Annotated in this window: 24 protein-coding genes and 1 tRNA gene; 9 read left to right on the top strand and 16 right to left on the bottom strand. The window is 67.9% G+C overall.

The window, feature by feature from the left end:
• Window position 1: 1 nt before the first annotated feature.
• Both bhcB and bhcA read right to left on the bottom strand, forming a co-directional pair.
• Window positions 2-961 (bottom strand): beta-hydroxyaspartate dehydratase BhcB, encoded by a 960-nt coding sequence (gene bhcB, locus PXD02_RS11605; RefSeq protein WP_275104028.1) that lies wholly within the window; start codon window positions 959-961, stop codon window positions 2-4.
• The gene (bhcA, locus tag PXD02_RS11610) at window positions 961-2,148 is read right to left on the bottom strand and encodes an L-aspartate--glyoxylate aminotransferase BhcA (protein WP_275104029.1); all 1,188 of its coding nucleotides are present in this window, start codon (window positions 2,146-2,148) and stop codon (window positions 961-963) included. Before bhcA ends, bhcB begins: the two co-directional genes overlap by 1 nt.
• A 184-nt stretch (window positions 2,149-2,332) precedes the next feature.
• Between bhcA and bhcR the strand changes: the two genes are divergently transcribed.
• Window positions 2,333-3,133, top strand: a complete 801-nt coding sequence (bhcR, locus tag PXD02_RS11615; RefSeq protein ID WP_275104030.1) for an HTH-type transcriptional regulator BhcR — start codon at window positions 2,333-2,335, stop codon at window positions 3,131-3,133.
• Between the two features lie 221 nt (window positions 3,134-3,354).
• On the opposite strand, the gene PXD02_RS11620 is transcribed toward bhcR, so the two are convergent.
• Window positions 3,355-4,656: an NCS2 family permease gene (locus tag PXD02_RS11620; protein ID WP_275104031.1), complete on the bottom strand. Its 1,302-nt coding sequence runs from the start codon at window positions 4,654-4,656 to the stop codon at window positions 3,355-3,357.
• A gap of 216 nt (window positions 4,657-4,872) precedes the next feature.
• Between PXD02_RS11620 and puuE the strand changes: the two genes are divergently transcribed.
• Together puuE and PXD02_RS11630 are read left to right on the top strand one after the other, a co-directional pair.
• Window positions 4,873-6,279, top strand: coding sequence for an allantoinase PuuE (gene puuE / locus PXD02_RS11625; RefSeq protein WP_275104032.1), 1,407 nt, complete (start codon window positions 4,873-4,875; stop codon window positions 6,277-6,279).
• Window positions 6,276-7,181 (top strand): bifunctional allantoicase/(S)-ureidoglycine aminohydrolase, encoded by a 906-nt coding sequence (locus tag PXD02_RS11630; protein ID WP_275104033.1) that lies wholly within the window; start codon window positions 6,276-6,278, stop codon window positions 7,179-7,181. Before puuE ends, PXD02_RS11630 begins: the two co-directional genes overlap by 4 nt.
• A gap of 34 nt (window positions 7,182-7,215) precedes the next feature.
• Here the strand turns inward: PXD02_RS11630 and PXD02_RS11635 are convergent, their stop codons facing one another.
• The 3 genes from PXD02_RS11635 to PXD02_RS11645 are packed head-to-tail and all read right to left on the bottom strand — an operon-like array spanning window position 7,216 to window position 10,600.
• Window positions 7,216-8,688, bottom strand: coding sequence for a carboxypeptidase M32 (locus tag PXD02_RS11635; protein WP_275104034.1), 1,473 nt, complete (start codon window positions 8,686-8,688; stop codon window positions 7,216-7,218).
• Window positions 8,685-9,833 carry a heme A synthase gene (gene ctaA, locus PXD02_RS11640; protein ID WP_275104035.1) on the bottom strand — a complete coding sequence of 383 codons (1,149 nt, stop codon included), beginning with the start codon at window positions 9,831-9,833 and terminating at the stop codon, window positions 8,685-8,687. The genes PXD02_RS11635 and ctaA overlap by 4 nt, the downstream gene beginning before the upstream one ends.
• Before the next feature lie 38 nt (window positions 9,834-9,871).
• Window positions 9,872-10,600, bottom strand: a complete 729-nt coding sequence (locus PXD02_RS11645) for an RNA methyltransferase (protein WP_275104036.1) — start codon at window positions 10,598-10,600, stop codon at window positions 9,872-9,874.
• Between the two features lie 69 nt (window positions 10,601-10,669).
• Between PXD02_RS11645 and PXD02_RS11650 the strand changes: the two genes are divergently transcribed.
• Window positions 10,670-11,281, top strand: a complete 612-nt coding sequence (locus PXD02_RS11650; RefSeq protein ID WP_275104037.1) for a thiamine phosphate synthase — start codon at window positions 10,670-10,672, stop codon at window positions 11,279-11,281.
• On the opposite strand, the gene purN is transcribed toward PXD02_RS11650, so the two are convergent.
• Window positions 11,278-11,868 (bottom strand): phosphoribosylglycinamide formyltransferase, encoded by a 591-nt coding sequence (purN, locus tag PXD02_RS11655; protein ID WP_275104038.1) that lies wholly within the window; start codon window positions 11,866-11,868, stop codon window positions 11,278-11,280. The two genes, PXD02_RS11650 and purN, sit on opposite strands and share 4 nt — an antisense overlap.
• The gene (purM, locus tag PXD02_RS11660; RefSeq protein ID WP_275104039.1) at window positions 11,865-12,905 is read right to left on the bottom strand and encodes a phosphoribosylformylglycinamidine cyclo-ligase; all 1,041 of its coding nucleotides are present in this window, start codon (window positions 12,903-12,905) and stop codon (window positions 11,865-11,867) included. The genes purN and purM overlap by 4 nt, the downstream gene beginning before the upstream one ends.
• 105 nt (window positions 12,906-13,010) lie before the next feature.
• Here purM and PXD02_RS11665 point away from each other — a divergent pair.
• A tRNA-Ile gene (locus PXD02_RS11665) sits at window positions 13,011-13,086 on the top strand.
• Between the two features lie 81 nt (window positions 13,087-13,167).
• Here PXD02_RS11665 and PXD02_RS11670 read toward each other — a convergent pair.
• Both PXD02_RS11670 and PXD02_RS11675 read right to left on the bottom strand, forming a co-directional pair.
• On the bottom strand, window positions 13,168-13,620 hold the full coding sequence (locus PXD02_RS11670; protein WP_275104040.1) for an Hsp20 family protein: 453 nt from the start codon (window positions 13,618-13,620) through the stop codon (window positions 13,168-13,170).
• 179 nt (window positions 13,621-13,799) lie between these two features.
• Window positions 13,800-14,045: an HP1242/YdcH family protein gene (locus PXD02_RS11675; protein WP_275104041.1), complete on the bottom strand. Its 246-nt coding sequence runs from the start codon at window positions 14,043-14,045 to the stop codon at window positions 13,800-13,802.
• A 91-nt stretch (window positions 14,046-14,136) separates the two neighbouring features.
• Here PXD02_RS11675 and PXD02_RS11680 point away from each other — a divergent pair, with 91 nt between their 5' ends.
• Window positions 14,137-14,898 (top strand): DUF599 domain-containing protein, encoded by a 762-nt coding sequence (locus tag PXD02_RS11680; RefSeq protein WP_275104042.1) that lies wholly within the window; start codon window positions 14,137-14,139, stop codon window positions 14,896-14,898.
• Here the strand turns inward: PXD02_RS11680 and PXD02_RS11685 are convergent.
• Both PXD02_RS11685 and PXD02_RS11690 read right to left on the bottom strand, forming a co-directional pair.
• The gene (locus tag PXD02_RS11685; RefSeq protein WP_275104043.1) at window positions 14,819-16,003 is read right to left on the bottom strand and encodes an MFS transporter; all 1,185 of its coding nucleotides are present in this window, start codon (window positions 16,001-16,003) and stop codon (window positions 14,819-14,821) included. The two genes, PXD02_RS11680 and PXD02_RS11685, sit on opposite strands and share 80 nt — an antisense overlap.
• A gap of 96 nt (window positions 16,004-16,099) precedes the next feature.
• Window positions 16,100-16,498: a hypothetical protein gene (locus PXD02_RS11690; protein ID WP_275104044.1), complete on the bottom strand. Its 399-nt coding sequence runs from the start codon at window positions 16,496-16,498 to the stop codon at window positions 16,100-16,102.
• 56 nt (window positions 16,499-16,554) lie between these two features.
• Between PXD02_RS11690 and PXD02_RS11695 the strand changes: the two genes are divergently transcribed.
• Complete coding sequence (locus tag PXD02_RS11695; RefSeq protein ID WP_275104045.1) at window positions 16,555-17,328, top strand: alpha/beta fold hydrolase; 774 nt, start codon at window positions 16,555-16,557, stop codon at window positions 17,326-17,328.
• Here PXD02_RS11695 and PXD02_RS11700 read toward each other — a convergent pair.
• The 3 genes from PXD02_RS11700 to PXD02_RS11710 are packed head-to-tail and all read right to left on the bottom strand — an operon-like array spanning window position 17,306 to window position 18,535.
• On the bottom strand, window positions 17,306-17,632 hold the full coding sequence (locus PXD02_RS11700; RefSeq protein ID WP_275104046.1) for a hypothetical protein: 327 nt from the start codon (window positions 17,630-17,632) through the stop codon (window positions 17,306-17,308). The two genes, PXD02_RS11695 and PXD02_RS11700, sit on opposite strands and share 23 nt — an antisense overlap.
• 34 nt (window positions 17,633-17,666) lie before the next feature.
• Window positions 17,667-18,029: a cell division protein ZapA gene (locus tag PXD02_RS11705; RefSeq protein ID WP_275104047.1), complete on the bottom strand. Its 363-nt coding sequence runs from the start codon at window positions 18,027-18,029 to the stop codon at window positions 17,667-17,669.
• A complete protein-coding gene (locus PXD02_RS11710) occupies window positions 18,029-18,535 on the bottom strand; it encodes a hypothetical protein (protein WP_275104048.1) in 507 nt (168 codons plus the stop codon). The genes PXD02_RS11705 and PXD02_RS11710 overlap by 1 nt, the downstream gene beginning before the upstream one ends.
• Window positions 18,536-18,652: 117 nt before the next feature.
• Here PXD02_RS11710 and hisB point away from each other — a divergent pair, with 117 nt between their 5' ends.
• Together hisB and hisH are read left to right on the top strand one after the other, a co-directional pair.
• The gene (gene hisB / locus PXD02_RS11715; RefSeq protein ID WP_275104049.1) at window positions 18,653-19,240 is read left to right on the top strand and encodes an imidazoleglycerol-phosphate dehydratase HisB; all 588 of its coding nucleotides are present in this window, start codon (window positions 18,653-18,655) and stop codon (window positions 19,238-19,240) included.
• Complete coding sequence (gene hisH / locus PXD02_RS11720) at window positions 19,240-19,869, top strand: imidazole glycerol phosphate synthase subunit HisH (RefSeq protein ID WP_275104050.1); 630 nt, start codon at window positions 19,240-19,242, stop codon at window positions 19,867-19,869. Before hisB ends, hisH begins: the two co-directional genes overlap by 1 nt.
• A 190-nt stretch (window positions 19,870-20,059) precedes the next feature.
• On the opposite strand, the gene PXD02_RS11725 is transcribed toward hisH, so the two are convergent.
• Window positions 20,060-21,661, bottom strand: a complete 1,602-nt coding sequence (locus PXD02_RS11725) for a bifunctional metallophosphatase/5'-nucleotidase (protein WP_275104051.1) — start codon at window positions 21,659-21,661, stop codon at window positions 20,060-20,062.
• Between the last annotated feature and the right edge of the window lie 32 nt (window positions 21,662-21,693).

Consider the following 21,693-nt stretch of genomic DNA (forward strand, 5'->3'; position numbering starts at 1 on the left):
CTTAAATCCAGGGCAGCTTGTCGAGATCGACATTGCCGCCGGTAACGATGATGCCGACGCGCTTGCCGGCGAAGGCGTCGCGATTCTTCAGCACGATGGCCAGCGGCACGGCGCTGCTGGGTTCCAGGACGATGCGCAGGTGCTTCCAGCCCAGCTTCATCGCCTCGATGATTTCCGCGTCCGAAGCGGTGTAGATCTCGCTGACGTGATTGCTGACGAAATGCCAGGTCAAATCCTTCAGCGGCACCAGCAGCCCGTCGGCGACGGTCTTGGGCGCGTCGTCGGCGATGATATGGCCCGCCTTGAAGCTGCGATAGGCGTCGTCGGCCTGTTCGGGTTCGGCCGCGATCACCTTGGTTTCGGGCGCCAGCGTCGCCAGCGTCAGGCAGGTGCCCGAGATCATTCCGCCTCCGCCGATCGGCGCGACCACCGCGTCCAGCCCCTCGGTCTGCTCGATGAACTCGCGCGCGCAGGTGCCTTGGCCCGCGATCACGCGCGGGTCGTTATAGGGATGGACGAAATCGCCCCCGGTCCGGGCCTGCACCTCGGCAAAGGTCGCCTCGCGGCTGCTGGTCGACGGCTCGCATTCGGTGATCTGCCCGCCATAGCGGCGCACCGTGTCCTTCTTGGCCTGCGGCGCGGTGCGCGGCATGACCACGTTGCAGGGGATGCCCCGGCGCATCGCCGCATAGGATAGGCAGGACGCATGGTTGCCCGAGCTATGCGTGGCAACGCCCCTGGCGGCCTGCGCCTCGTCCAGCCCGAAGACCGCGTTGGCGGCGCCGCGGACCTTGAAGGCCCCCGGCTCCTGAAAGTTCTCGCATTTGAAGAACAGCTGCGCGCCGGTCAGCTCGTTCAGGTAATCCGACAGGCGGACCGGCGTGCGGCGGATATAGGGCTGGATCCGCTCATGCGCGGCCAGCATGTCCTCATAGGTCGGGATTTCCATCGCGTCCCTCATCACGCGGCCTTTTTCAGGGCGGCGGCGCTGTGACGGTAATGGTCCTGCGCGGCGGCGACACCGCTGCCCAGCGTGACGGGCAGGCCCAGATCGGCCATGACCATTTCCGCCGTGGCGATGCCCGACAGCGCCATGACATCGGTCAGGCTGCCCAGGTGGCCGATGCGGAACACCTTGCCCGCGACATCGCCAAGCCCGGTTCCGAAGGCCACGCCATAGGCGTTCAGCGCGTGGCTGACGATTGTGTTGCCGTCGAACCCGTCCGGCACGCGGATGGCGCTGACGCTGTCCGAATAGAGATCCGGCCGCTTGGCGCAGAGCTGCATCCCCCAGGCCGCGACCGCGCGGCGCACGCCCTCGGCGATGCGGTGGTGGCGGGCGAAGACATTCTCCAGCCCCTCGTCCAGCAGCATCTGGCAGGCGACGTTCAGCCCGTTCAGCAGTCCGACCGGCGGGGTATAGGGATAGCCGTTGGCGCCATAGCCGCGCGCCATGTCGCGGATGTCGAAGAAGGTGCGCGGCAGCTTGGCGGTCTCGACCGCCGCCATGGCCTTGGGCGAGAAGCCGACGATGGCGAGGCCGGGGGGCAGCATGAAGCCCTTCTGGCTGCCGGTGACGGCGATATCGACACCCCATTCGTCCATGCGGAAATCATAGCACCCAATCGACGAAACCCCGTCCACGAACAGCAGCGCCGGATGACCCGCCGCGTCCAAGGCGCGGCGGACGGCGGCGATGTCGCTGCGCACGCCGGTGGCGGTCTCGTTATGCGTGGCCAGGACGACCTTGATGTCGTGCGCCTTGTCGGCGGTCAGGATCTCCTCGAACCGGTCGGCGGGAACGCCTTCGCCCCATTCCTGCGCGACGACCTGGACGTCCAGCCCGTGGCGCCGGCACATGTCGATCCAGCGGTGGCTGAACATGCCGTTGCGGGTCGCCAGAACCTTGTCGCCGGGCGACAGCGTGTTGGTGATGGCGGTTTCCCAGCCGCCGGTCCCGGTCGAGGGGAAGATGAAGACCTGTCCCTGCGTGGTCTTCAGCACCGTCTTCACGCCTTCCAGCGCGGGATGCAGGATCCGCCCGAAGGCCGGGCTGCGATGGTCGATCGTGGGCATGTCCACGGCCTTGCGCAGCACCTCGGGGATATTGGTCGGACCGGGAATGAACACGGGATTCTGGCTGGTCATGGCTGTTCCTCCTCTGATAAGCGCAGGATACCCCCTGCGGCCAGATGCGACAATTTTTCTGGAAAACATTTCCATTTTGGCGCAGAAAGCAGAATCGGTAAGCATCATCATAGGCTTGCTATTTTTCAGGCCGCTTTTTCGATTTTCGCGGTTCTGAAAATGTATTCTTTAGAAAAGGGCGAAAATGTCTGAACCGACCCGCCGCCGGGGCCGCCCCCGCAGCGCCAAGGACACGGGCGGCACCGTGCAGGTGCTGGACCGCGCGCTTGACATGCTGGACCTGCTGGCCGCCCATCCGGGCCTGACGCTTTCCGAAGTGGCCGAGCGGATGGAGCAGTCGCCATCCACCGTCCACCGCCTGCTGCATTCGCTGGCCGCGCGCGGCATGGTGGAAAGCGACCCGGCCACGCAGGCCTGGAACATCGGCCCCGCGACCTTCCGGCTGGGGTCTGCCTTCATGCGCCGGTCGGGCATCGTCGAACGCGCCCGCCCGATCCTGCAAGCGCTGATGAAGCATACCGGGGAAACCGCCAACCTAGGGATCCTGAACGGCGATGCGGTGCTGTTCGTCAGCCAGGCCGAGACGCAGGAAACCATCCGCGCCTTCTTTCCGCCCGGCACCCGGTCGCCCCTGCACGCATCGGGGATCGGCAAGGCGCTGCTGGCCTTCGGCCGCCCCGAGATCCTGCGCGGCTATCTGGACGGTCCCGGCCTGACGCGGTTCACCGACCGGACGCTGACCACGCCCCACGCGCTGTCCGAGGACATGGCCCGCATCCGCGCCCGCGGCTTTTCCTTCGACGACGAGGAAAAATCGCGCGGAATGCGCTGCATCGCCGCCCCGGTCTTCGACCTGACCGGAGAGGCGATCGCAGGCGTCAGCGTCAGCGGCCCCACCCACCGGATCGGGCACGAGCACGTCAAGACGCTGGGCGCGGTGGTGGCGGCTGCGGCGGCGGAACTGTCCGCGGCGATGGGGGGCTGAGCTTCAGAGGGACCAGATTTCGCCGCCTTCGCCACGACGCGCCATATCCACCTGAACCGCCGGGCATGGGCCTCACAGGCCCGGCCGACGCCCGCCCCGCCTGGACGGGCGTCGGCCTTCCGTGGTCATGGGGCGGCACCGTCTTTGGGGCAATGTCGGGAAGCGGGGGGAAACGCATGCGTTTCCGTTTCCCGCCCGGACCTGTCTGCCGAAGCTGTCTATCAATGCCCCCCGAAGAACGCGAACTTGATCACGAACAGCGCCGCCACGATCCAGGTCGCCAGGTGCACCTGCGACGCCTTGCCGGTCAGCAGCTTGATCACCGCATAGCTGATGAAGCCGAAGGCCAGGCCGTTGGCGATGGAATAGGTGAAGGGCATCGCCAGCGCGGTCAGCACGGCGGGGGCAGCCTCGGTCACGTCCTCCCAGGCGATCTCGGCCAGCTCGCGCACCATCAGCGTCGCCACATACAGCAGCGCGGGCGCGGTGGCATAGGCGGGGACCGATCCGGCCAGCGGCGCGAAGAACATCGCCAGAAGGAACAGCAGCGCCACGACCAGGGCCGTCAGCCCGGTGCGCCCGCCCGCCTGCACGCCCGCCGCGCTTTCGACATAGGCGGTGGTGGACGAGGTGCCCAGCATCGACCCCACGGTGATCGCGGTCGAATCCGCCATCAGCGCGCGCGACAGGCCGGGATTGGTATGGGCCGGGCCTTCGGTCAGCAGGCCCGCGCGCTTGGCCACGCCGATCAGCGTGCCGGTGGCGTCGAAGACCTCGACCAGGACCATCACCAGGATCACGTGGAAGATGCCGTAATGCAGCGCCCCCATGATATCCAGTTGCAGCAGCGTCGGCGCGATCGACGGCGGCACGGACATGACGCCGCCGAACTGGCTGACGCCCAGCAGGATGGCGGCGACCGTGACCACCAGGATGCCGATCAGGATCGCCCCCGTCACCTTCAGCGCGTCCAGCGCCACGATGATGAAGAAGCCCAGGATCGCCAGCAGCGTGCCGGGCGCGGTCAGGTCGCCCAATGCGACCAGCGTCGCCTCGCTGCCGACGACGATGCCGGACGATTTCAGCGCGATGATGCCCAGGAACATGCCGATCCCCGCCGCGACGCCGCTGCGCATCGACAGCGGGATCCCGGCCACCAGCCAGCGGCGGATGCCGGTGGCCGACAGGATCAGGAAGATGATGCCGCTGATGAACACCGCGCCCAAGGCCTGCTGCCAGGTGAAGCCCATGGCGCCGACCACGGTGAAGGCGAAAAAGGCGTTCAGCCCCATGCCCGGCGCCATGCCGATGGGCCAGTTGGCCCACAGCCCCATCACCGCCGAGCCGATGGCGGCGGCCAGGCAGGTGGCGATGAACACCGCGTTGCGGTCCATGCCGGTGGTGGACAGGATGTCGGGGTTGACGAAAATGATATAGGCCATGGTCAGGAAGGTGGTGACCCCGGCGATCACCTCGGTCCTGACGGTGCTGCCGTGTTCGGCCAGCTTGAAATAGCGTTCCATATGGTCCCTCCGCGCGGTTCTCCCCACCGCAATGCGCCAGTCTAGAAGCGGCGGGTTCACGCCGACAATCGGACTGATCCCGCAAGTCTTTCAATGAGGATTTGAAACCCGAAACGATCTTTTCCGATTCGTTGATACAGAATTGTGCCACTGCCCGCTTGCCGCGCAAGCCGTCGCGCGGTTTCCTGTCGCCATGCTGCCACGAAAGGATGCCCGATGCGCTATAGCCGCGACCTGCGAGGATATGGAGAGACCACCCCCGACCCGCAATGGCCCGGCGGCGCCCGGATCGCCGTGCAGATCGTCGTCAATTACGAGGAAGGCGGCGAGAACAGCATCGAACATGGCGATGCCGCGTCCGAGGCCTTCCTGTCCGAGATCATCGGCGCCCAGCCCTGGCCCGGCAAGCGGCACTGGAACATGGAATCGATCTATGACTATGGCGCGCGGGCGGGCTTCTGGCGGCTGCACCGGATGCTGCGCGACATTCCCGTCACCGTCTATGGCGTCGCGACCGCGCTGGAACGCAGCCCCGAACAGGTGGCCGCCATGCAGGCCGCCGGGTGGGAGATTGCAACCCATGGGCTGAAATGGATCGACTATCGCGATGTGCCGCGCGAGGTGGAGGCCGAGCATATCGCCCAGGCCGTCGCCCTGCACACCGCCGTCACCGGCGAACGCCCGCGCGGCTTCTATCAAGGCCGCACGTCCATGAACACGGTGGCGCTTGGCTGCGAGGAAGGCGGCTTCGAATACCTGGCCGACAGCATCGCCGACGACCTGCCCTATTGGCATGTCCATCAGGGCCGCCCGCAACTGATGGTGCCCTATACGATGGACGCCAACGACATGCGCTTTTCCAGCGGTCAGGGCTTCGGCACCGGGGTCGAGTTCTTCGATTACCTGCGCGACAGCTTCGACATCCTTTATGCCGAAGGGGCTGCGGGCGCGCCCAAGATGATGAGCGTCGGGCTGCATTGCCGTCTTGCCGGGCGTCCGGGCCGGGCCATGGCGATCCAGCGGTTCCTGGATCATAGCCGCTCGCATGAGGGCGTCTGGTTCGCCACGCGGCTGGACATCGCGCGCCACTGGGCCGAGATGCATCCCTATCAGCCGAAGACCCGCCCGTCCGGGATGGATCGCGACAGCTTCGTCACGAGGTTCGGCGGCATCTATGAACATTCCCCTTGGATCGCCGAGCGCGTCTGGGACGCCGAGATGGGCGCGGTCCATGACAGCGCGACGGGCCTTGCCGCGCGGATGGCGCAGGTGTTCCGCAGCGCCTCGGACGAGGAGCGGCTGGGCGTGCTGAACGCCCACCCCGACCTGGCGGGCAAGCTGGCGCAGGCCAGGCGGCTGACGGCGGACAGCACCGCAGAACAGGCCAGCGCCGGTCTAGACAGCCTGACCGACGAGGAACGCGCGACCTTCACCCGCCTGAACGACGCCTATGTCGCCAAGCACGGCTTTCCCTTCATCATCGCCGTGCGCGACCATGACAAGGCGGGCATCATGCGCGCCATGCAGGCCCGCATCGACAACGACACCCCGACCGAACGCGCCGAGGCCGAACGCCAGGTCGCGCGAATCGGCGAGCTTCGCCTGAAAGAGGCCCTGAAATGACCGATACCACCCCGGATCTGCCGCCCGCCGGCGCACCGACCGGCGACATCGCCAAGATCGCCGTCCCGCAGCCGAACCGCGTGCCCTATGCCGGTCCCGTCGCGGGCCTGCCGCCGCAGACCGGCATGACCACCGACACGGCGGTTTTTACCGAAGCCTATGCGGTGATCCCCCGCAGCGTGATGCGCGACATCGTCACCAGCTATCTGCCCGGCTGGACCGGGATGCGGATGTGGATGATCGCCCGGCCCCTGTCGGGCTTTGCCGAGACCTTCAGCCAGTACATCGTCGAGCTGGCGACGGGCGGCGGGTCCGACAATCCCGACGACGACCCGGAAATCCAGCACGCCCTGTTCGTCACCGGCGGCGAACTGTCCGTCACCATCGACGGCGCCGAACACCTGCTGCGTCCGGGCGGCTTCGCCTATGTCCCGCCCGGCACGGTCTGGTCGGTGCAGAACACCACCCCCGGCAACACCGGCTTTCACTGGTGGCGCAAGCGGTGGCAGCCGGTCGAGGGCGTCAGCCGCCCCGACCCGATCATCGCGCAGGAACAGGACATCGCCCCCTCGATGATGCCCGACACGGACGGGGCCTGGGGCACGACGCGCTTCATGGACCCAGCCGACCTGCGCCACGACATGCATATCACCGTCGTGACCTTCAAGCCGGGCGGCTCCATCCCCTTCGCGGAAACGCACGTCATGGAACACGGGCTGTTCGTGCTGGAGGGCAAGGCCGTCTATCGCCTGAACCGCGACTGGGTCGAGGTCGGCCCCGGCGACTATATGTGGCTGCGCGCCTTCTGCCCGCAGGCCTGCTATGCGGGCGGGCCGGGGCCGTTCCGTTACCTGCTGTATAAGGACGTGAACCGCCACGCGCCCCTGTGGCCGAACAGATAGGCGAAAGGCCGGGCGCGATGCCCGGCCTTTTCCGTTACAGGTCGTAGATCTGCCCGAACTTCCCCTCCAGATAGGTCAGCAGCGGCTCGGGCGAGACATCGGCGCCGGTCGCCTCCTCGATCAGCGCGCGCGGAGGCAGCAGCCCGCCATGGCGCTGCACATTTTCCCGCAGCCATTCGACAGCGGGCGCGGCATCGCCCGCGGCAAGCGCCGCGTCCAGGTCGGGCACGGCCTCCCGCATCGCCTGGTTCAGGCAGCCCGCATAGACATTGCCCAGGGCATAGGTCGGGAAATAGCCGAACAGGCCCACCGCCCAATGCACGTCCTGCAAGACGCCATTCGCGGGCCGGTCCACCACCACGCCGAAGTCGCGCAGGAAACGGGCGTTCCATGCCTCGACCAGATCGTCGGTGGACAGCCGCCCCGAGATCAGGTCGCGTTCCAGATCAAACCGCATCATGATGTGCAGGTTGTATTGCACCTCGTCGGCCTCGGTGCGGATGAAGCCCGGCGTGACGCGGTTCACGGTGGCGTGGAAGGCGTCCTCGTCACCGATGTTCAGCCCGTCGAAGGCGTCCGACATGCGGTTGAACAGCCAGCCGGTAAAGGCACGGCCCCGGCCCAGCTGGTTTTCATAGATGCGGCTCTGGCTTTCATGGACGCCCATGGACACGCCCCGGCCCAGCGGGGTGAAGGCATAGTCGTCGTCGATGCCCAGTTCATAACTGGAATGGCCCACCTCGTGGATGGTCGAATAGAGGCAGTTGAAGGGATCGGTTTCCACCACCCGCGTGGTGATGCGGCTGTCCTGCCAGCGGCCGCTGCTGAAGGGATGGACGGCGATGTCCATCCGCCCCCGCGACCAGTCATAGCCGAAGGCGGTCGCGCAGATGCGCGCCAGCCGGATCTGGGTTTCCTGCGGAAAATGGCCGGTCAAGGGCTGCGGCTGGTTGTCGGACCCCAGCACCTCCTCGCGCAGGGCCACAAGGCGCGGGCGCATGGTGTCGAACAGCGCAGCGATGTGCGCGCCCGTCATGCCCTGTTCGTAATCGTCCAGCAGCGCGTCATAGGGGTCGCGGCCATCGGCAATGGCTGCGGCCTCGTTCTGCTTCAGGACCAGAACCTGATCCAGCGTCGGCAGAAAATCCTCGGGCGCGTCATTGGCCCGCGCGGCGGCCCAGATGCCCTGCGCCAGAGAGGTCAGGCGCGCCAGTTCCTGCGCCAGCTGGGCCGGGACGCGGTTCGCGCGGTTGAAATCGCGCGCGATCAGTTCGACGGACCGGGCCTCGGCCTCGGTCTGCGGTTCTGCCACCTCCAGCCATTCGCCGATGCGGGGGTCGGTGCGGCGTTCGTGCAGTACGGCCTCGATCGCGGCCATTTCCTCGGCCCGCTGTTCGACCGCGCCGCGCGGCATGACGGTTTCCTGATCCCAGCCGAGGCGTTCGGCGACCGAGGACAGCGCCTCGGTCTGGCGCTGAAAGGCAAGCAGGTCGTTGATGGCCGTCATCGGATGGTCCCCCTGACCGAAGTTTCATGCGGAAAACGCGCGTGATGCCGCCCCCGGATGATCAGCGAAAACAGCGCCACCGCGCCCAACTGGTGCGCCAGCGCCAGCGGCAGGGGCGAGGCATGGATCACGTTCATGATCCCCAGGCCGACCTGCACCGCCACCGCCGCGATCATCGCGGTAAAGGCCCCGCGCGTCACCGGATGGGGCGAGCGGCGGGCGCGCAGCCAGACGACCACGGCAAAGATCGCCAGCAGATAGCCCACCACACGGTGGACGAACTGCACCAGGGCCGGGTTCTCGAACAGGTTGCGCCAGCCCAGGGCCGGATCCCAGACCGCTGCCGGGATCCATTCGCCGCCCATGGTCGGCCAGCCGGTATAGGTCCGCCCCGCGTCGATCCCCGCGACAAGCGCGCCGATCAGGATTTGCACGAAGGCCAGGTGCATCAGGCCGGTGGACATGGAAAACAGCTTCGGTTCCCCGGCGCGGCGGGCGCGCAGCAGGTCGGCCTCGGTCCGGCCCAGCAGCAGGACATACCACACGATCAGGCCCAGGATGACGAAGGCCAGCCCCAGATGCGTCGCCAGCCGATAGGAGGCGACGCGGATCATCCCCTCGGTCAGGCCGGAACTGACCATCCACCAGCCGATGACGCCTTGCAGCCCGCCCAACGCGCCCAGGCCCAGAAGGCGCGGCGTCCAGCCGACCGGGATGCGTTTCGTCGCCAGGAAGAAGACGAAGCCCGCCGCCCAGACCAGCCCGACCAGACGGCCCAGCAGGCGGTGCGACCATTCCCACCAGTAGATCTGCTTGAAGCCCGCCAGATCCATGCCGGGATTGACCTCGACATATTGGGGGATCTGCTGGTAAGCCTCGAATTCCGCTTGCCATTCCGCCGGCGACATCGGCGGGATGGTGCCCGTCACCGGCGCCCATTCGACGATCGACAGGCCCGATCCGGTCAGCCGCGTCGCCCCGCCCAGGGCGATCATCGCCAGGACCATCGCGAACAGCACCATCATCCAGATGCGGATCGCCCGCCGCGCGCCGCGCGGGGCGGCGTCGATCATGCCGGTCCGGGTGACGGGGCGGCTGCTGGCGGCCGGGTCAAGGACTTCCTCGAAAACGGGGCGCTTGGCCATCGCTTGCTCCTTCAGGTCGGGCAGAGGGTAGGTGGGGGTCAGCGCCGGGTCAACTGCCGCAGCATCCCGTGCAGGATGCGCACGTCGCCGCGCGTCAGCGCCAGCCGCGCCCACATGTTGCGCAGGTTCAGCCGCATGGATGCGGCCTTGGTGTCGGGAAAGAAGAAGCCCGCCTCGGTCAGGCGCTCCTCGAAATGATCGCCCAGCTTCTCGATCTCCAGCCGGTCGGCCAGGGCAATCGCCTCGGGGTGGGCGTGGTGGGGGGACGGCTCGGCGGGCAGGACGTCGCGCCCGTATTCGTATCCCATCAGCAGCACCGCCTGCGCCAGGTTCAGCGAGGGGAAGTCCGGGTTCACCGGCACCGTCACGATGGCGTTGGCGCGGGCCACGTCGTCGTTTTCAAGGCCGGTGCGTTCCGGGCCGAAGATGATCGCGCAGCGCCCGTCATGGTCGCGTGCCATCCGCATCGCCGTGGCGGGCGTGTGGACGGGTTTCGACAGTTCGCGGCCCCGCGCGGTGGTGGCGAAGGCGAAGTCGATCCCCTCCATCGCCTGTGCCAGCGACGGATAGAGGCGCGCCCGGTCCAGCACCTGCCCCGCCGCCCCCGAGGCCATGGCCACGGCGCGCGGGTTGGGCCAGCCGTCGCGGGGATCGACCAGCCGCATCTCGGTCAGGCCGAAATTCAGCATGGCGCGGGCGGCCGCGCCGATATTCTCGCCCATCTGCGGGCGGACGAGGATGACGACGGGCTGGCGATTGCTGTGCATGGGGGGCCAGATAGTCCGTCTGGCGGCGGGCGGCAAGCTGCGCTATGGGCAGCCGAAAGGAGTGCCGCCATGTCAGACGCCCAAGACGTCCCGCAGCTTTACCTGATGACGCCCGCGGGCGCCCAGGCCTCGGCCCTGGGGCCCCAGCTTGCGGCGGTGATGGACGCCTTTCCGGTCGCCTGCCTGCGCATCCGCGCGGGCGCCGAGGAGGACGAGCTGGGCCGCATCGCCGATCTGGCGAGAGAGATCGCCCATGCCCGCGACGTGGCGGTGGTGATCGACGATCATGTCGTCCTAGCCCAGCGGCACGGGCTGGACGGGGTGCATCTGACGGATGGCGCGAAGGCGGTCCGGTATGCCCGCAAGGAACTGGGCGCGGATGCCATCGTCGGCGCCTTCTGCGCCGGATCGCGGCATGACGGCATGAACGCGGGCGAGGCCGGGGCCGATTACGTCAGCTTCGGCCCGGTCGGCGCATCGGCCCTGTATCGGGGCGAGCCGGTGGATCTGGACCTGTTCCAGTGGTGGTCCGAGACGATCGAGGTTCCGGTCGTGGCCGAGGGGGCGATCACCCGCGCCTTGCTGGAGCAGCTGTCGCCGGTCAGCGACTTCATCGCCATCGGACCCGAGATCTGGTCGGCCGACGACCCGGTGGCGGCGCTGACCGCGCTGTGGGGCTAGATATCGAAACGCTCGCGCGCCCCGGACGCGAAGCGGCGCAGGATCAGCGGGTAAAGCCGGTGTTCCTGTTGCAGGACGCGCGCGGCGAGCGTGTCGGGCGTGTCGCCCGGCTCAATGGGGACGCGGACCTGACCCAGGATCGGGCCTGAATCCAGATCGGTCGTGACCTCGTGGACCGTCGCGCCTGCCTCGCTGTCCCCCGCCTCGATGGCGCGGGCATGGGTGTGAAGGCCGGGGTATTTGGGCAACAAAGACGGATGGATGTTGATCATCCGGCCTTCGAACCGGTCGATGAAGCCGGGCGTCAGGATGCGCATGAACCCCGCCAGGCACAGGATGTCCGGGCGCGCCTCCAGCAGCGGTTCCAGCAGGGCGGCCTCGAACGCCGCGCGGTCGCCCCGGAAGGCGCGATGATCGACGGCGGCGGTCGGCACGCCAAGCGCGGCGGCTTTCGCCAGACCCGCCGCCGCAGGATCGTTCGAGGCGACCAGAACGGGCTGTCCCGGATGGTCGCCGCCCTGCATGTCCTGAACCAGGCGGACCATGTTCGACCCGCTGCCCGAAATCAGAATGGCGACGCGCTTCACGCAAGCGCCCCGCTGTAGCGCACGCCCTGCCCCGCCGTGACGCGGCCCAGGCGGTGGACGGTTTCGCCCTGTCCGGCCAGCAGGTCGGCCAGGTCATCGGCGCGGTGGGCGGCGACCGACAGGATCATGCCGATGCCGCTGTTGAAGGTCTTGAGCATCTCGGCCTGGTCGATCCCGCCCGCCTCGGCCAGCCAGCCGAAGACCGGCGGCAGGGGCCAGGCGGTCAGGTCGATCTCGGCTCCAAGGTCTTTCGGCAAAACGCGCGGCAGGTTCTCGGTGATGCCGCCGCCGGTGATATGGGCAAGCGCATGGACGCCGCCCGCCCGGATCGCCGCCAGAGCGGGTTTCACATAAAGCCGCGTGGGCGTCAGCAGCGCCGCGCCCAGGTCGCCATCGCCGAACGGCGAGGCCGCGTCCCAGCCGAGGCCCGCACGCTCGGCCACCTTGCGGACCAGCGAATAGCCGTTGGAATGCAGACCGGCGGATGCGAGGCCCAGCAGCACGTCGCCCTCGGCCACGCCGGCAGGCAGCGCCGTGCCGCGCTGCATGGCGCCCACGGCAAAGCCCGCCAGGTCGAAATCCCCGTCGTGATACATGCCGGGCATCTCGGCCGTTTCGCCGCCGATCAGGGCGCAGCCGGCCGCCTTGCAGCCGCGCACGATGCCTTCGACGACGCGCGCGCCCTCGTCCACGGACAGCTTGCCGGTGGCGAAATAGTCCAGGAAGAACAGCGGTTCCGCCCCCTGGCAGACCAGGTCGTTCACGCACATCGCCACCAGATCCTGGCCGATGCCGTCCAGATGGCCGGTGTCGATGGCGATGCGCAGCTTGGTGCCCACGCCATCGGTCGCCGCCACCAGCACCGGATCGTCATAGCCCGCCGCGCGCGGGTCGAACAGCGCGCCGAAGCCGCCAAGCGCGTCCATGACGCCGGGACGCGCGGTCGCGGCGGCGGCGGGCTTGATGCGTTCGACAAGCGCGTTGCCCGCGTCGATATCGACGCCCGCGTCGCGATAGCTGATCCCGTTCCTGGTCATGGCGGCCCCCGGCTGAATTTGCGCCCCCGATAGCGGATGGCGCCAACCGGGGCAACGGTGATCGCGCTTGACCCAAGGGGCGCGCGCGATTAACCCGAAACCGCTGGGCCTGTAGCTCAATGGTCAGAGCAGGGCGCTCATAACGCCTTGGTTGGGGGTTCGAGTCCCTCCGGGCCTACCATCCCCCAAGCGTCACCCGATGCAAAATGCCCGCCGGGAAACCGACGGGCATTCGGGCCTTGCGAAACGGCCGAGCGGAGTCTTACGAATCCAGCTTTTCGACCTTCGGGATGGATTTCGCGATCTCGATCCGGCGGGGCTTCAGGGCCTCGGGGATTTCGCGGACCAGGTCGATATGCAGCATCCCGTCGGCATGGCTGGCGCCGTCGACGCGGACATGATCGGCCAGGGTGAACTTGCGTTCGAAGGCGCGGGTGGCAATGCCGCGATGCAGATAGGTGCGGCTGTCGTCCTCTTCGGCCTTGCGGGCCGAGACGATCACGGCACCGTCGCGAACCTCGACGTTCAGGTCTTCGGGCGCGAAACCGGCCACGGCGATCGAGATGCGATAGGCGTCCTCGCCCGTTTTTTCGATATTATACGGGGGATAGGTCGGTGCGGACACGTCGGCCGACAAAGCGCGGTCCATCACATCGGCAAGCCGGTCGAAGCCGACCGAGGCACGATACAGCGGGGTCAGGTCAAAGTTGCGCATGGGTCACATCCTTCACAAGCGATGCAGGTTTGCCCCCCGGTTTCCGGGCGGGCCGTCGAAACCGGCGCCATCATGGCCGCCGGTGACGAAGATCTAGGATGGGATCTGCCCCCTTCAAGAGGGGAATGCGCGCTTTTGCGACTGGCCCGCCGCGCGATCGCGACGGGCGGGACCGCGGGTCAGGCGGCCGAATGCGCCGACAGCAGCCGGGCGATTTCATCCTTCAGATGCGCGCGCTTGCGGCGAAGCTCTTTCTCGGCGGCATCGCTGGACGGCTGAATCAGCGATTCGGCCTGATAGACGGCATCGTTGACCTGATCGTATTCCTCCAGAAGCCGCGCGAAATGCGCGTCCTTCAGCTTCAGGTCGTGGATGCGCGCTGCATCCTGGGGAAATTCCTCGTGAATGGCGTGGGGTGCAGCCATGAAGTCCTCCGATCCAGCGCGCTCCGTGCGGGCAGCCTATGCGGGGCGGAAGGGGGTTTCAAGATGGGTCGGGCCGTCCTAAACCGGGGCCATGACCATCCAGCTTGCCCTTCCCGACCGCATCCCCATCGTCGATCTTGCGGCGGTGGTCCTGCTGTTCGCGGTCTGGCTCGCCATCGGCTGGTTCACCGAAAGGCCGCCTGCGGGAAAGCCCTCGGTCTCGGTCCTGATGACGCGGTTCCGGCGGGAATGGATGGTGCATTTCCTGTCGCGCGACCCGCGGATCTTCGACGGCAACATCCTGGGCAGCCTGCGCGAGGGCACGGCCTTCTTCGCATCGGCCTGCATGATCGCGACGGGCGGGATCCTGGCGCTGATCGGCAATACCGAAAAGCTGCGCGGGCTGGCCGAGGAGCTGGCACTGGAAGGCGGCGCAAAGATCCTGTGGGAACTGAAGCTGCTGGTGACGATGTTCTTCGTCGTCAACGCCTTCCTGAAATTCGTCTGGTCGCACCGTCTGTTCGGCTATTGCGCGATCATGATGGCGGCTGTGCCCAACGATCCCGCCGATCCGATGGCGCGCGACCGGGCGATGCAGGCGGCGGATCTGAACATCACCGCCGCGCGCAACTTCAACGCGGGGCTGCGCAGCGTCTATTTCGCGCTTGGATCGCTGGGCTGGCTGGCCGGACCCTGGGTGCTGATGCTGGGCACCGCCGTGGTGCTGTTCGTGACCTGGCGGCGCGAATTCGCGTCCACGTCGCGGCAGGTGATCATGCGCAGTCTGCCACCGCCCCGCTTGCCCGATCATGCCAGACCGCCATCGTCAGCACCAAGGCCCCCGCAGCCGTAAGCGCGATGCCGACAAGACCGCTGGAGGCCCAGCCCCATCCCGCCGTCAGCGCCAGCCCGGCCAGGAACGGACCCAGGGCATTGGCGGCGTTGAAGGCGGCGTGGTTCATCGCGGCGGCCATGTTCTGCGCCCGGCCCGCGACATCCATCAGCCGGGTTTGCAGCGGGATCACCAGCCCCGCCCCCGCCGCCAGCAGGAAGGACGACAGCACCATCATCTGCCAGTTGCCGACCGCCAGGGATGCAAAGCCCTGCGTCGCGGCCATCGCCGCCAGGCTGATATAGGCCGCGCGGATCTGACCCATGCGTTCGGTCAGCCGCCCCGCGACCCAGGTGCCCAGCGTGCCGCCCACGCCGAAGACGCCAAGCGCCAGCGGGATCGCATAGGCGGGCGCCTGGGTGGTGGCGATCATCGCGGCGGTCAGGAAGGCGTAGACCGCGAAGAAGCCGCCGAAGCCGATGGCCCCCACGGCCAGCAGCCACAGCACGCGCGGATTGCGCAGGGCCTGCAATTCGTCCCAGGGCCGGGCGTCGGGGTTGCCGCCAACGCGCGGGGCGACCTTCAGGATCAGCCAGGCCGACAGCAGCGCGATGAAGCCCGGCAGCGCGAAGCCCCATCGCCAGCCGATGCTCTGGCCCAGCCATCCGGCCAAGGGCACGCCGACGATATTGGCGACGGTCAGCCCCATGATGACCTGCGCCGCGCCCCGCGCCCGATGCTCTCGCGGCAGGGCGTCAGCCGCATAGAGCATCGCCACCCCCAGGAACCCGCCATGCGGCAGGCCCGCCAGGAACCGCATCCCGGTCAGCGCCGCCAGCCCCGGCAGCACGGCGGCGGCGATGTTCATCACCCCATAGAACGCCATCAGCGCCGCCAGATACCGCCGGCGCGGCAGCCGCGCCCCCAGGATCGAGGTCACCGGCGCGCCGATCACCACGCCCAGGGCATAGGCGCTGATGACATGGCCCGCCTGCGGCTCGGTAATGCCCAGATCGCCCGCGAAATAGGGCAAAAGCCCCATCGCCGCGAACTCCGACGTGCCGATGGCGAAGGCGCCAAGCGCCAGTGCCAAGATGGCATGGCGGAGATTTCCGTGTTCAGTCATGCGCGCGTTCCTGTGGGGGTTTGCCCTAACATCCCAGCGAATGCTGGGAATGCAAGTCCGACGCGCAGTAAACCCGCCATGCAGGGAATGCAACCGCTAGAGATGGCCGCGTTTCAGCAGGATCCAGATCACGGCTGCCGCCAGAACCAGCAGGCCGAACACGACCGAGGCCGCAAAGCCGATCGCCCGGCCCCGCCAGCGGGACAGTTCGCCCAGAGGTCGCAGATGGGCGGTCAGCGCCTGATGCGCGCGCGACAGCCGGACCAGATCCAGTTGCCGCGCGACCTTGGGCTGGGCCGAGATTTCGTCCGCCCGCGCCAGGGTCCAGGCCTGCTTGCGCAACCGGCGTGGCAAGGCCCCGCCCCGGCGGCGCAGCATCGCCGTCAAGGGCGGCCTTTCGCCCCGCCGCGCGCCGCCGAAGCGGGCGGCGATCAGGCGCGACACCTCGTCCGCCATGTCGCGGATGTCCTCGGCACTGGTTGCGTGTCGTGTCATGGGGCGCAGTCTAGACGCTCTGGTCCGGGGGCGCCAGACGATCTAGGATCGCGGGCATGAGACTGAATCACAGCATCACCGGCACCGGCGACGGCCTGCCCGTCCTGATGGTCCACGGCCTGTTCGGCCAGGGCCGCAACCTTGGGGCGCTGGCCCGCAGGCTGGCGGAACGGCGCCGCGTCGTGACCGTGGACATGCGCAACCATGGCGACAGCTTCCACGACGCCGACCATGGCTATCCGGCATTGGCGGGGGATCTGGCCGAGGTGATCGGGGATCTGGGCGGCCGGGTCGATCTGGTGGGCCATTCGATGGGCGGCAAGGCCTCCATGGTGCTGGCGCTGACGCGCCCCGGCCTGGTGCGCAAGCTGGCGGTGATGGACATCGCCCCGGTCGCATACGGCCATTCGCAGACCGCGCTGATAGACGCGATGGAGAGCCTGGATCTGTCCTCGATCGACCGGCGCAGCGCCGCCGACGCCGCCCTGGCGCGGCAGGTCGACGATCCGGGCGTGCGCGCCTTCCTGCTGCAATCGCTGGATCTGAAATCCGATCCGAAGGCGTGGCGGCTGAACCTGGCCGCCCTGCGCGACCAGATGGACCGGCTGGTCGGCTGGCCCGAGGGCCTGCCCCGCGCGACCTTCGACGGCCCTGTGCTGGAGATCGCCGGCGAACGGTCCGATTACGTCACCGATGCCGGCCAGGCGGCGCTGCGCGATCATTTCCCCCAGGCGCGGGTGGTGCGCGTGAAGGGCGCGGGGCACTGGCTGCACGCCGACGCCCCCGAGGCGGTGGCCCAGATCCTGATCAGCTATCTGGGCGACGGCTGAGGGCGCCCCAGCAATCCAGGTCGAATCGCAGCACCCCGGTATCGCGCGGCGTCAGCGCCTTGCCGCTGAAGGCGATCACCTCGCATCCCGTGGCCTGGGCGGCGGCCTGGACCATCAGCGCCGGAATATCCCGGCGCCACGGCCGGGCGACAAAGGTCATCCGCGCGAACTCGGCCATCTCGTCCTTGTGAAAGACCGCGAAGTCGATGCCCTCAAGACGGACATCGTGCCGCAACGCCCCCAGCATCCGGGGCGAGGGGCTGGCGCAGGCGCACAGTATCAGCAACAGGACAAGGGCACGCATGGCCCCTGTCTGGCACCGAATGTTTAAGGCCGGGTTAACGACCGCCCTGATCCTCCAGCCGGTCGGCTAGGGATTCGGCCCGCGCGGCCAGTTCGGCCATCGCCTCTTTCAGGTCCGAGGGGATGACCGGAACCTCGACCCGCGTGGGATTGGCTTGCAGCCGGTTCAGGTGGCGTTCGGCCTTTTCGGCGCGTTCCTCCAGCGTCGCCACGCGGTCGGCCAGCAGCAGCCCGGCCAGCAGCAGCAGGCGCGGTTCGGGCGTGCGGCCCGCCTGGGCCAGGATCTGCTGCGCCTCGGCGTCCAGAAGCGCGGCGGCGCGTTGCAGCAGCCGCTCCTCTCCGTCCTGGGCGGCGACGCGGTATTCCTTGTGCCCGATGGTGAAATCGACCTCGGCCATTACCTGTCCTCCTCGGTGTCGCCGTCCTGGTCGCCGTCCGTGTCGCCGTCCTGGATGCTTTCGGGAACCCCGCCCGCATCGCCCGCGGCCTCGGGGGTGGCGACCGACGCGGCGGCGTCGTCGGCCAGCAGCCGTTCCACCTCGGCCATCAGGGCGCCAAGCTGGGCCGCCTCGGCCGCGCGGGCGGCGCGCAGGGCCTCGATCTCGGCCTCCAGGGCGCGGCTGACCGCCTCGACCATGTCGCCCTCCTCTCCGGCCTCCTCGATCAGCGCGCGGTTGGCGGCGATCAGGTCGTCATTGGCGGCGGCCAGCCGCGCGGCCTGTTCGGCCATGTCCTGCCGCCCCAACTGGTCCGTCAGCATCCTGATCCGCGCCTGGGCCGCCGCGAGGTCTTCGCGCAGGTCGGGACCATGCGCCGCGTGGACCGGCCCGCCGCGATCCAGAAACTGGTCGATGCGGTCCAATGCGGCACTCAGGCGGCGTTCGCTGACAGAGATATCGCTCATCGGCGGTCCTTTCGTAGCGTTCCCCCGGTTGTCGCATTGCCTCTGGCCCATGACAAGCCTGCCGCTTGGCGCGCCCCGCACGGACGCCTATAAGGCACCCGACGAAAGGACATTGCCATGCGCGAAGCCACCATCACCCGCACCACCGCCGAAACCCAGATCGAGGTCGCGCTGAACCTGGACGGGACCGGCGTCTATGACAACCAGACGGGGGTCGGCTTTTTCGATCACATGCTGGACCAGTTGGCGCGCCATTCGCTGATCGACCTGACCATCCGCGCCAAGGGCGACCTGCATGTCGACGACCACCACACGGTCGAGGATACGGGCATCGCCATCGGCCAGGCCCTGACCCGCGCGCTTGGCGACAAGAAGGGCATCCGCCGTTACGGCAGCTTCCTGCTGGCGATGGACGATTCGCTGGTCCGCGCCGCGTTGGATCTGTCGGCGCGGCCGTTCCTTGTGTGGAACGTCGATTTCCCGACCGAGAAGATCGGGACGTTCGACACCCAGCTTGTGCGCGAATTCTTCCAGGCGCTGTCCACGCATGGCGGCATCACCCTGCATGTGGACCGCATCCACGGCGTCAACAGCCACCACATCGCCGAGGCCGCCTTCAAGGCCGTGGCCCGCGCCTTGCGCGAGGCGGTGGAACCCGATCCGCGCATGGCTGGCGTGCTGCCGTCGACCAAGGGGGCGCTGTGATGCGGGTGGCGCTGATCGACTATGACAGCGGCAACCTGCATTCCGCGGAAAAGGCGTTCCAGCTGATGGGCCGAGAGGCCGGGGCCGATGTCGTCGTGACCTCGGATCCGGCGGTGGCGGCGCGCGCCGATCGGATCGTGCTGCCGGGCGACGGCGCCTTTCCCGCCTGCCGCGCCGCCCTGGGCGAGGTCGACGGCATGGCCGAGGCGCTGCGCGAAGCGGTTCTGGGCCGCGGCGTGCCGTTCATGGGGATCTGCGTCGGAATGCAGATGCTGGCGACGACGGGCCATGAATACCGGGAAACGCCGGGCCTCGACTGGATCAGCGGGCAGATTCAGGCGATCGCCGCGCACGGCCTGAAGGTGCCGCATATGGGCTGGAACGATCTGGCGATCGACCGTCCCCATCCGGTGCTGGACGGCATCGCCACCGGCGATCACGCCTATTTCGTCCATAGCTGGCAGTTCCAGGTCGCCGATCCCGCGCATCTGCTGGCGCATGTCGATTACGGCGGGCCGGTGACGGCGGTGGTCGGGCGCGACAATATCGTCGGCACCCAGTTCCACCCGGAAAAATCCCAGGCTGTCGGCCTGCGCCTGATCGCCAATTTCCTGGCCTGGAGGCCCTGACGGGACGGATCACCATCTGGTAAACCGATGGTTGACGCTTCCTTGACCATCGGCGGGTAGCCCGGCGGGGAACGGCTGCGTTTCCGCCCGTCCAGCGGCCCGTGCAGAGCGACCCGTGCAAAGCGGGCCGGCACCGCCTGGTCGAACTTCTGTAAGGGCCGCCCCCGATCCGGCCGAGGGCCGGCGGGCGTCACTTGACCGTGATGCGCCCGTCAAGCGCGGGCTTGTAGGCCCCGTCCTGCGCGCCCAGATAGGCGGCCACCACCTCGGCCAGGTCGGGACCGAAGTCATAGGCGTTCTGGGCCTTGGTCTCGAAGACCTCGTAACCGTCGCCCCCCGCGCGCATGTAGTTGTTCGACACCACGCCATAGGTCGCGGCCGAATCGATGGGCGCCCATGCGCCATCCTTCATCACCATCACCTCGCTGATGCGGCCGCCCGGTTCCGCCGCCGGATCGACGGTGTATTTCAGCCCCGCCACCTGGGCAAAGCGCCCCGCGCCTTCCTCATACTGGCTGGCGCCGTTTTCCAGGGCCGAGATCACGTCCGCGCCCTTCAGCTGGAAGGTGGCCAGCGTGTTCTGGAAGGGCAGGACGGTATAGACCTCGCCCATCGTGACCGGCCCCCGGTCGATCGAGGCCCGCAGGCCGCCGCCATTGACGATGGCCAGGGTAATGCCCTGGCCTTTCACCCGGTCCAGCATCGCGTCGGCGACCAGGTTGCCCATCTCGCATTCCCGGACGCGGCAGTTGGCGCGGTCGCCGACGATGGGCGCCGCGGCCTCCGCCACGACCTTCTGGCGCAACTCCTCGATGGGGGCGGCCATCTCCTTGACCCGCGCGGCGATGGCCTGGTCCTCGGGGACCGAATTGTCCAGCAGGATCGGCTGCCCCTCGGCCTTGGTCAGGGTGCCGTCGTCGTCGAAGGTCAGGGTCAGGTGGCCCAGATATTTCGAATAGGCATAGGCGGTCGCGATGGGAACCTCGGCCCCGTCAGGTCCGGCGACCGTGGTGGGATAAGGCCCCTCGGCCCCCTCCATGTCGCCCAGAAGCGTGTGGGAATGCCCGCCGACGATGGCGTCCAGGCCCGGCACCTGCCTGGCGAATTCCTGGTCGCGCAGATAGCCGACATGGGTCAGGGCGACGATCTTGTTCACCCCCCGGTCGGTCAGTTCCTGCACATCGGCCTTGAGGCTTTCGATATCGTCCTGGAAGATCACGTTCGGGCCGGGCGAGGCGGTTTCCGGCGTATCCATCGCCAGCGCCGAAACGATGCCGATCTTTTCCCCGCCGACATCCAGCGTCACGACATTGTCGATCTTGCCCTTCAGCACGTTGGATCGCGACAGATCCAGGTTCCCCGACAGGATCGGGAATTCGACCCCGTCGGCCAGCACTGCAAGGCCCTCGGGACCGTCGTCGAATTCATGGTTGCCGACCGCCATCGCGTCATAGCCGATGGCGGTCATGAATTCGGCGACATCCTTGCCCTTGTAGGTCATATAGAACAGCGATCCCTGATACTGGTCGCCCGCGTCCAGCACGATCACATTGCCCCCTTCGGCGGTGATCCGGTCGCGCAGTTCCTTGACCTTGGCCGCCACCCGCGCGACGCCGCCGAAGCATTCGCCCGCCGCCAGGGTCTCCGCGTCGCAGGTGCTGTCGTACTCGTTGATCGCCTCGATGCGGCTGTGCAGGTCGTTGGTGTGCAGGATGTGCAGAACCGTCTCGGCCTGGGCCGCGCCCGCGAAAAGCGCCACGGCCGAAGCGGCGGTCAGAAGGCGAAATGACATGGGTGATTCCTTTCTCGTTCCGGTGGGTCGGA

The organism is Paracoccus sp. S3-43 (genome assembly GCF_029027965.1).
GTDB lineage: Bacteria > Pseudomonadota > Alphaproteobacteria > Rhodobacterales > Rhodobacteraceae > Paracoccus.

Bases quoted from the DNA above. Each gene is read 5' to 3' on its own strand.
- bhcB (WP_275104028.1), bottom strand. From the start codon at position 961: ATGAGGGACGCGATGGAAATCCCGACCTATGAGGACATGCTGGCCGCG.
- bhcA (WP_275104029.1), bottom strand. From the start codon at position 2,148: ATGACCAGCCAGAATCCCGTGTTCATTCCCGGTCCGACCAATATCCCC.
- bhcR (WP_275104030.1), top strand. From the start codon at position 2,333: ATGTCTGAACCGACCCGCCGCCGGGGCCGCCCCCGCAGCGCCAAGGAC.
- PXD02_RS11620 (WP_275104031.1), bottom strand. From the start codon at position 4,656: ATGGAACGCTATTTCAAGCTGGCCGAACACGGCAGCACCGTCAGGACC.
- puuE (WP_275104032.1), top strand. From the start codon at position 4,873: ATGCGCTATAGCCGCGACCTGCGAGGATATGGAGAGACCACCCCCGAC.
- PXD02_RS11630 (WP_275104033.1), top strand. From the start codon at position 6,276: ATGACCGATACCACCCCGGATCTGCCGCCCGCCGGCGCACCGACCGGC.
- PXD02_RS11635 (WP_275104034.1), bottom strand. From the start codon at position 8,688: ATGACGGCCATCAACGACCTGCTTGCCTTTCAGCGCCAGACCGAGGCG.
- ctaA (WP_275104035.1), bottom strand. From the start codon at position 9,833: ATGGCCAAGCGCCCCGTTTTCGAGGAAGTCCTTGACCCGGCCGCCAGC.
- PXD02_RS11645 (WP_275104036.1), bottom strand. From the start codon at position 10,600: ATGCACAGCAATCGCCAGCCCGTCGTCATCCTCGTCCGCCCGCAGATG.
- PXD02_RS11650 (WP_275104037.1), top strand. From the start codon at position 10,670: ATGTCAGACGCCCAAGACGTCCCGCAGCTTTACCTGATGACGCCCGCG.
- purM (WP_275104039.1), bottom strand. From the start codon at position 12,905: ATGACCAGGAACGGGATCAGCTATCGCGACGCGGGCGTCGATATCGAC.
- PXD02_RS11670 (WP_275104040.1), bottom strand. From the start codon at position 13,620: ATGCGCAACTTTGACCTGACCCCGCTGTATCGTGCCTCGGTCGGCTTC.
- PXD02_RS11675 (WP_275104041.1), bottom strand. From the start codon at position 14,045: ATGGCTGCACCCCACGCCATTCACGAGGAATTTCCCCAGGATGCAGCG.
- PXD02_RS11680 (WP_275104042.1), top strand. From the start codon at position 14,137: ATGACCATCCAGCTTGCCCTTCCCGACCGCATCCCCATCGTCGATCTT.
- PXD02_RS11685 (WP_275104043.1), bottom strand. From the start codon at position 16,003: ATGACTGAACACGGAAATCTCCGCCATGCCATCTTGGCACTGGCGCTT.
- PXD02_RS11690 (WP_275104044.1), bottom strand. From the start codon at position 16,498: ATGACACGACACGCAACCAGTGCCGAGGACATCCGCGACATGGCGGAC.
- PXD02_RS11695 (WP_275104045.1), top strand. From the start codon at position 16,555: ATGAGACTGAATCACAGCATCACCGGCACCGGCGACGGCCTGCCCGTC.
- PXD02_RS11700 (WP_275104046.1), bottom strand. From the start codon at position 17,632: ATGCGTGCCCTTGTCCTGTTGCTGATACTGTGCGCCTGCGCCAGCCCC.
- PXD02_RS11705 (WP_275104047.1), bottom strand. From the start codon at position 18,029: ATGGCCGAGGTCGATTTCACCATCGGGCACAAGGAATACCGCGTCGCC.
- PXD02_RS11710 (WP_275104048.1), bottom strand. From the start codon at position 18,535: ATGAGCGATATCTCTGTCAGCGAACGCCGCCTGAGTGCCGCATTGGAC.
- hisB (WP_275104049.1), top strand. From the start codon at position 18,653: ATGCGCGAAGCCACCATCACCCGCACCACCGCCGAAACCCAGATCGAG.
- hisH (WP_275104050.1), top strand. From the start codon at position 19,240: ATGCGGGTGGCGCTGATCGACTATGACAGCGGCAACCTGCATTCCGCG.
- PXD02_RS11725 (WP_275104051.1), bottom strand. From the start codon at position 21,661: ATGTCATTTCGCCTTCTGACCGCCGCTTCGGCCGTGGCGCTTTTCGCG.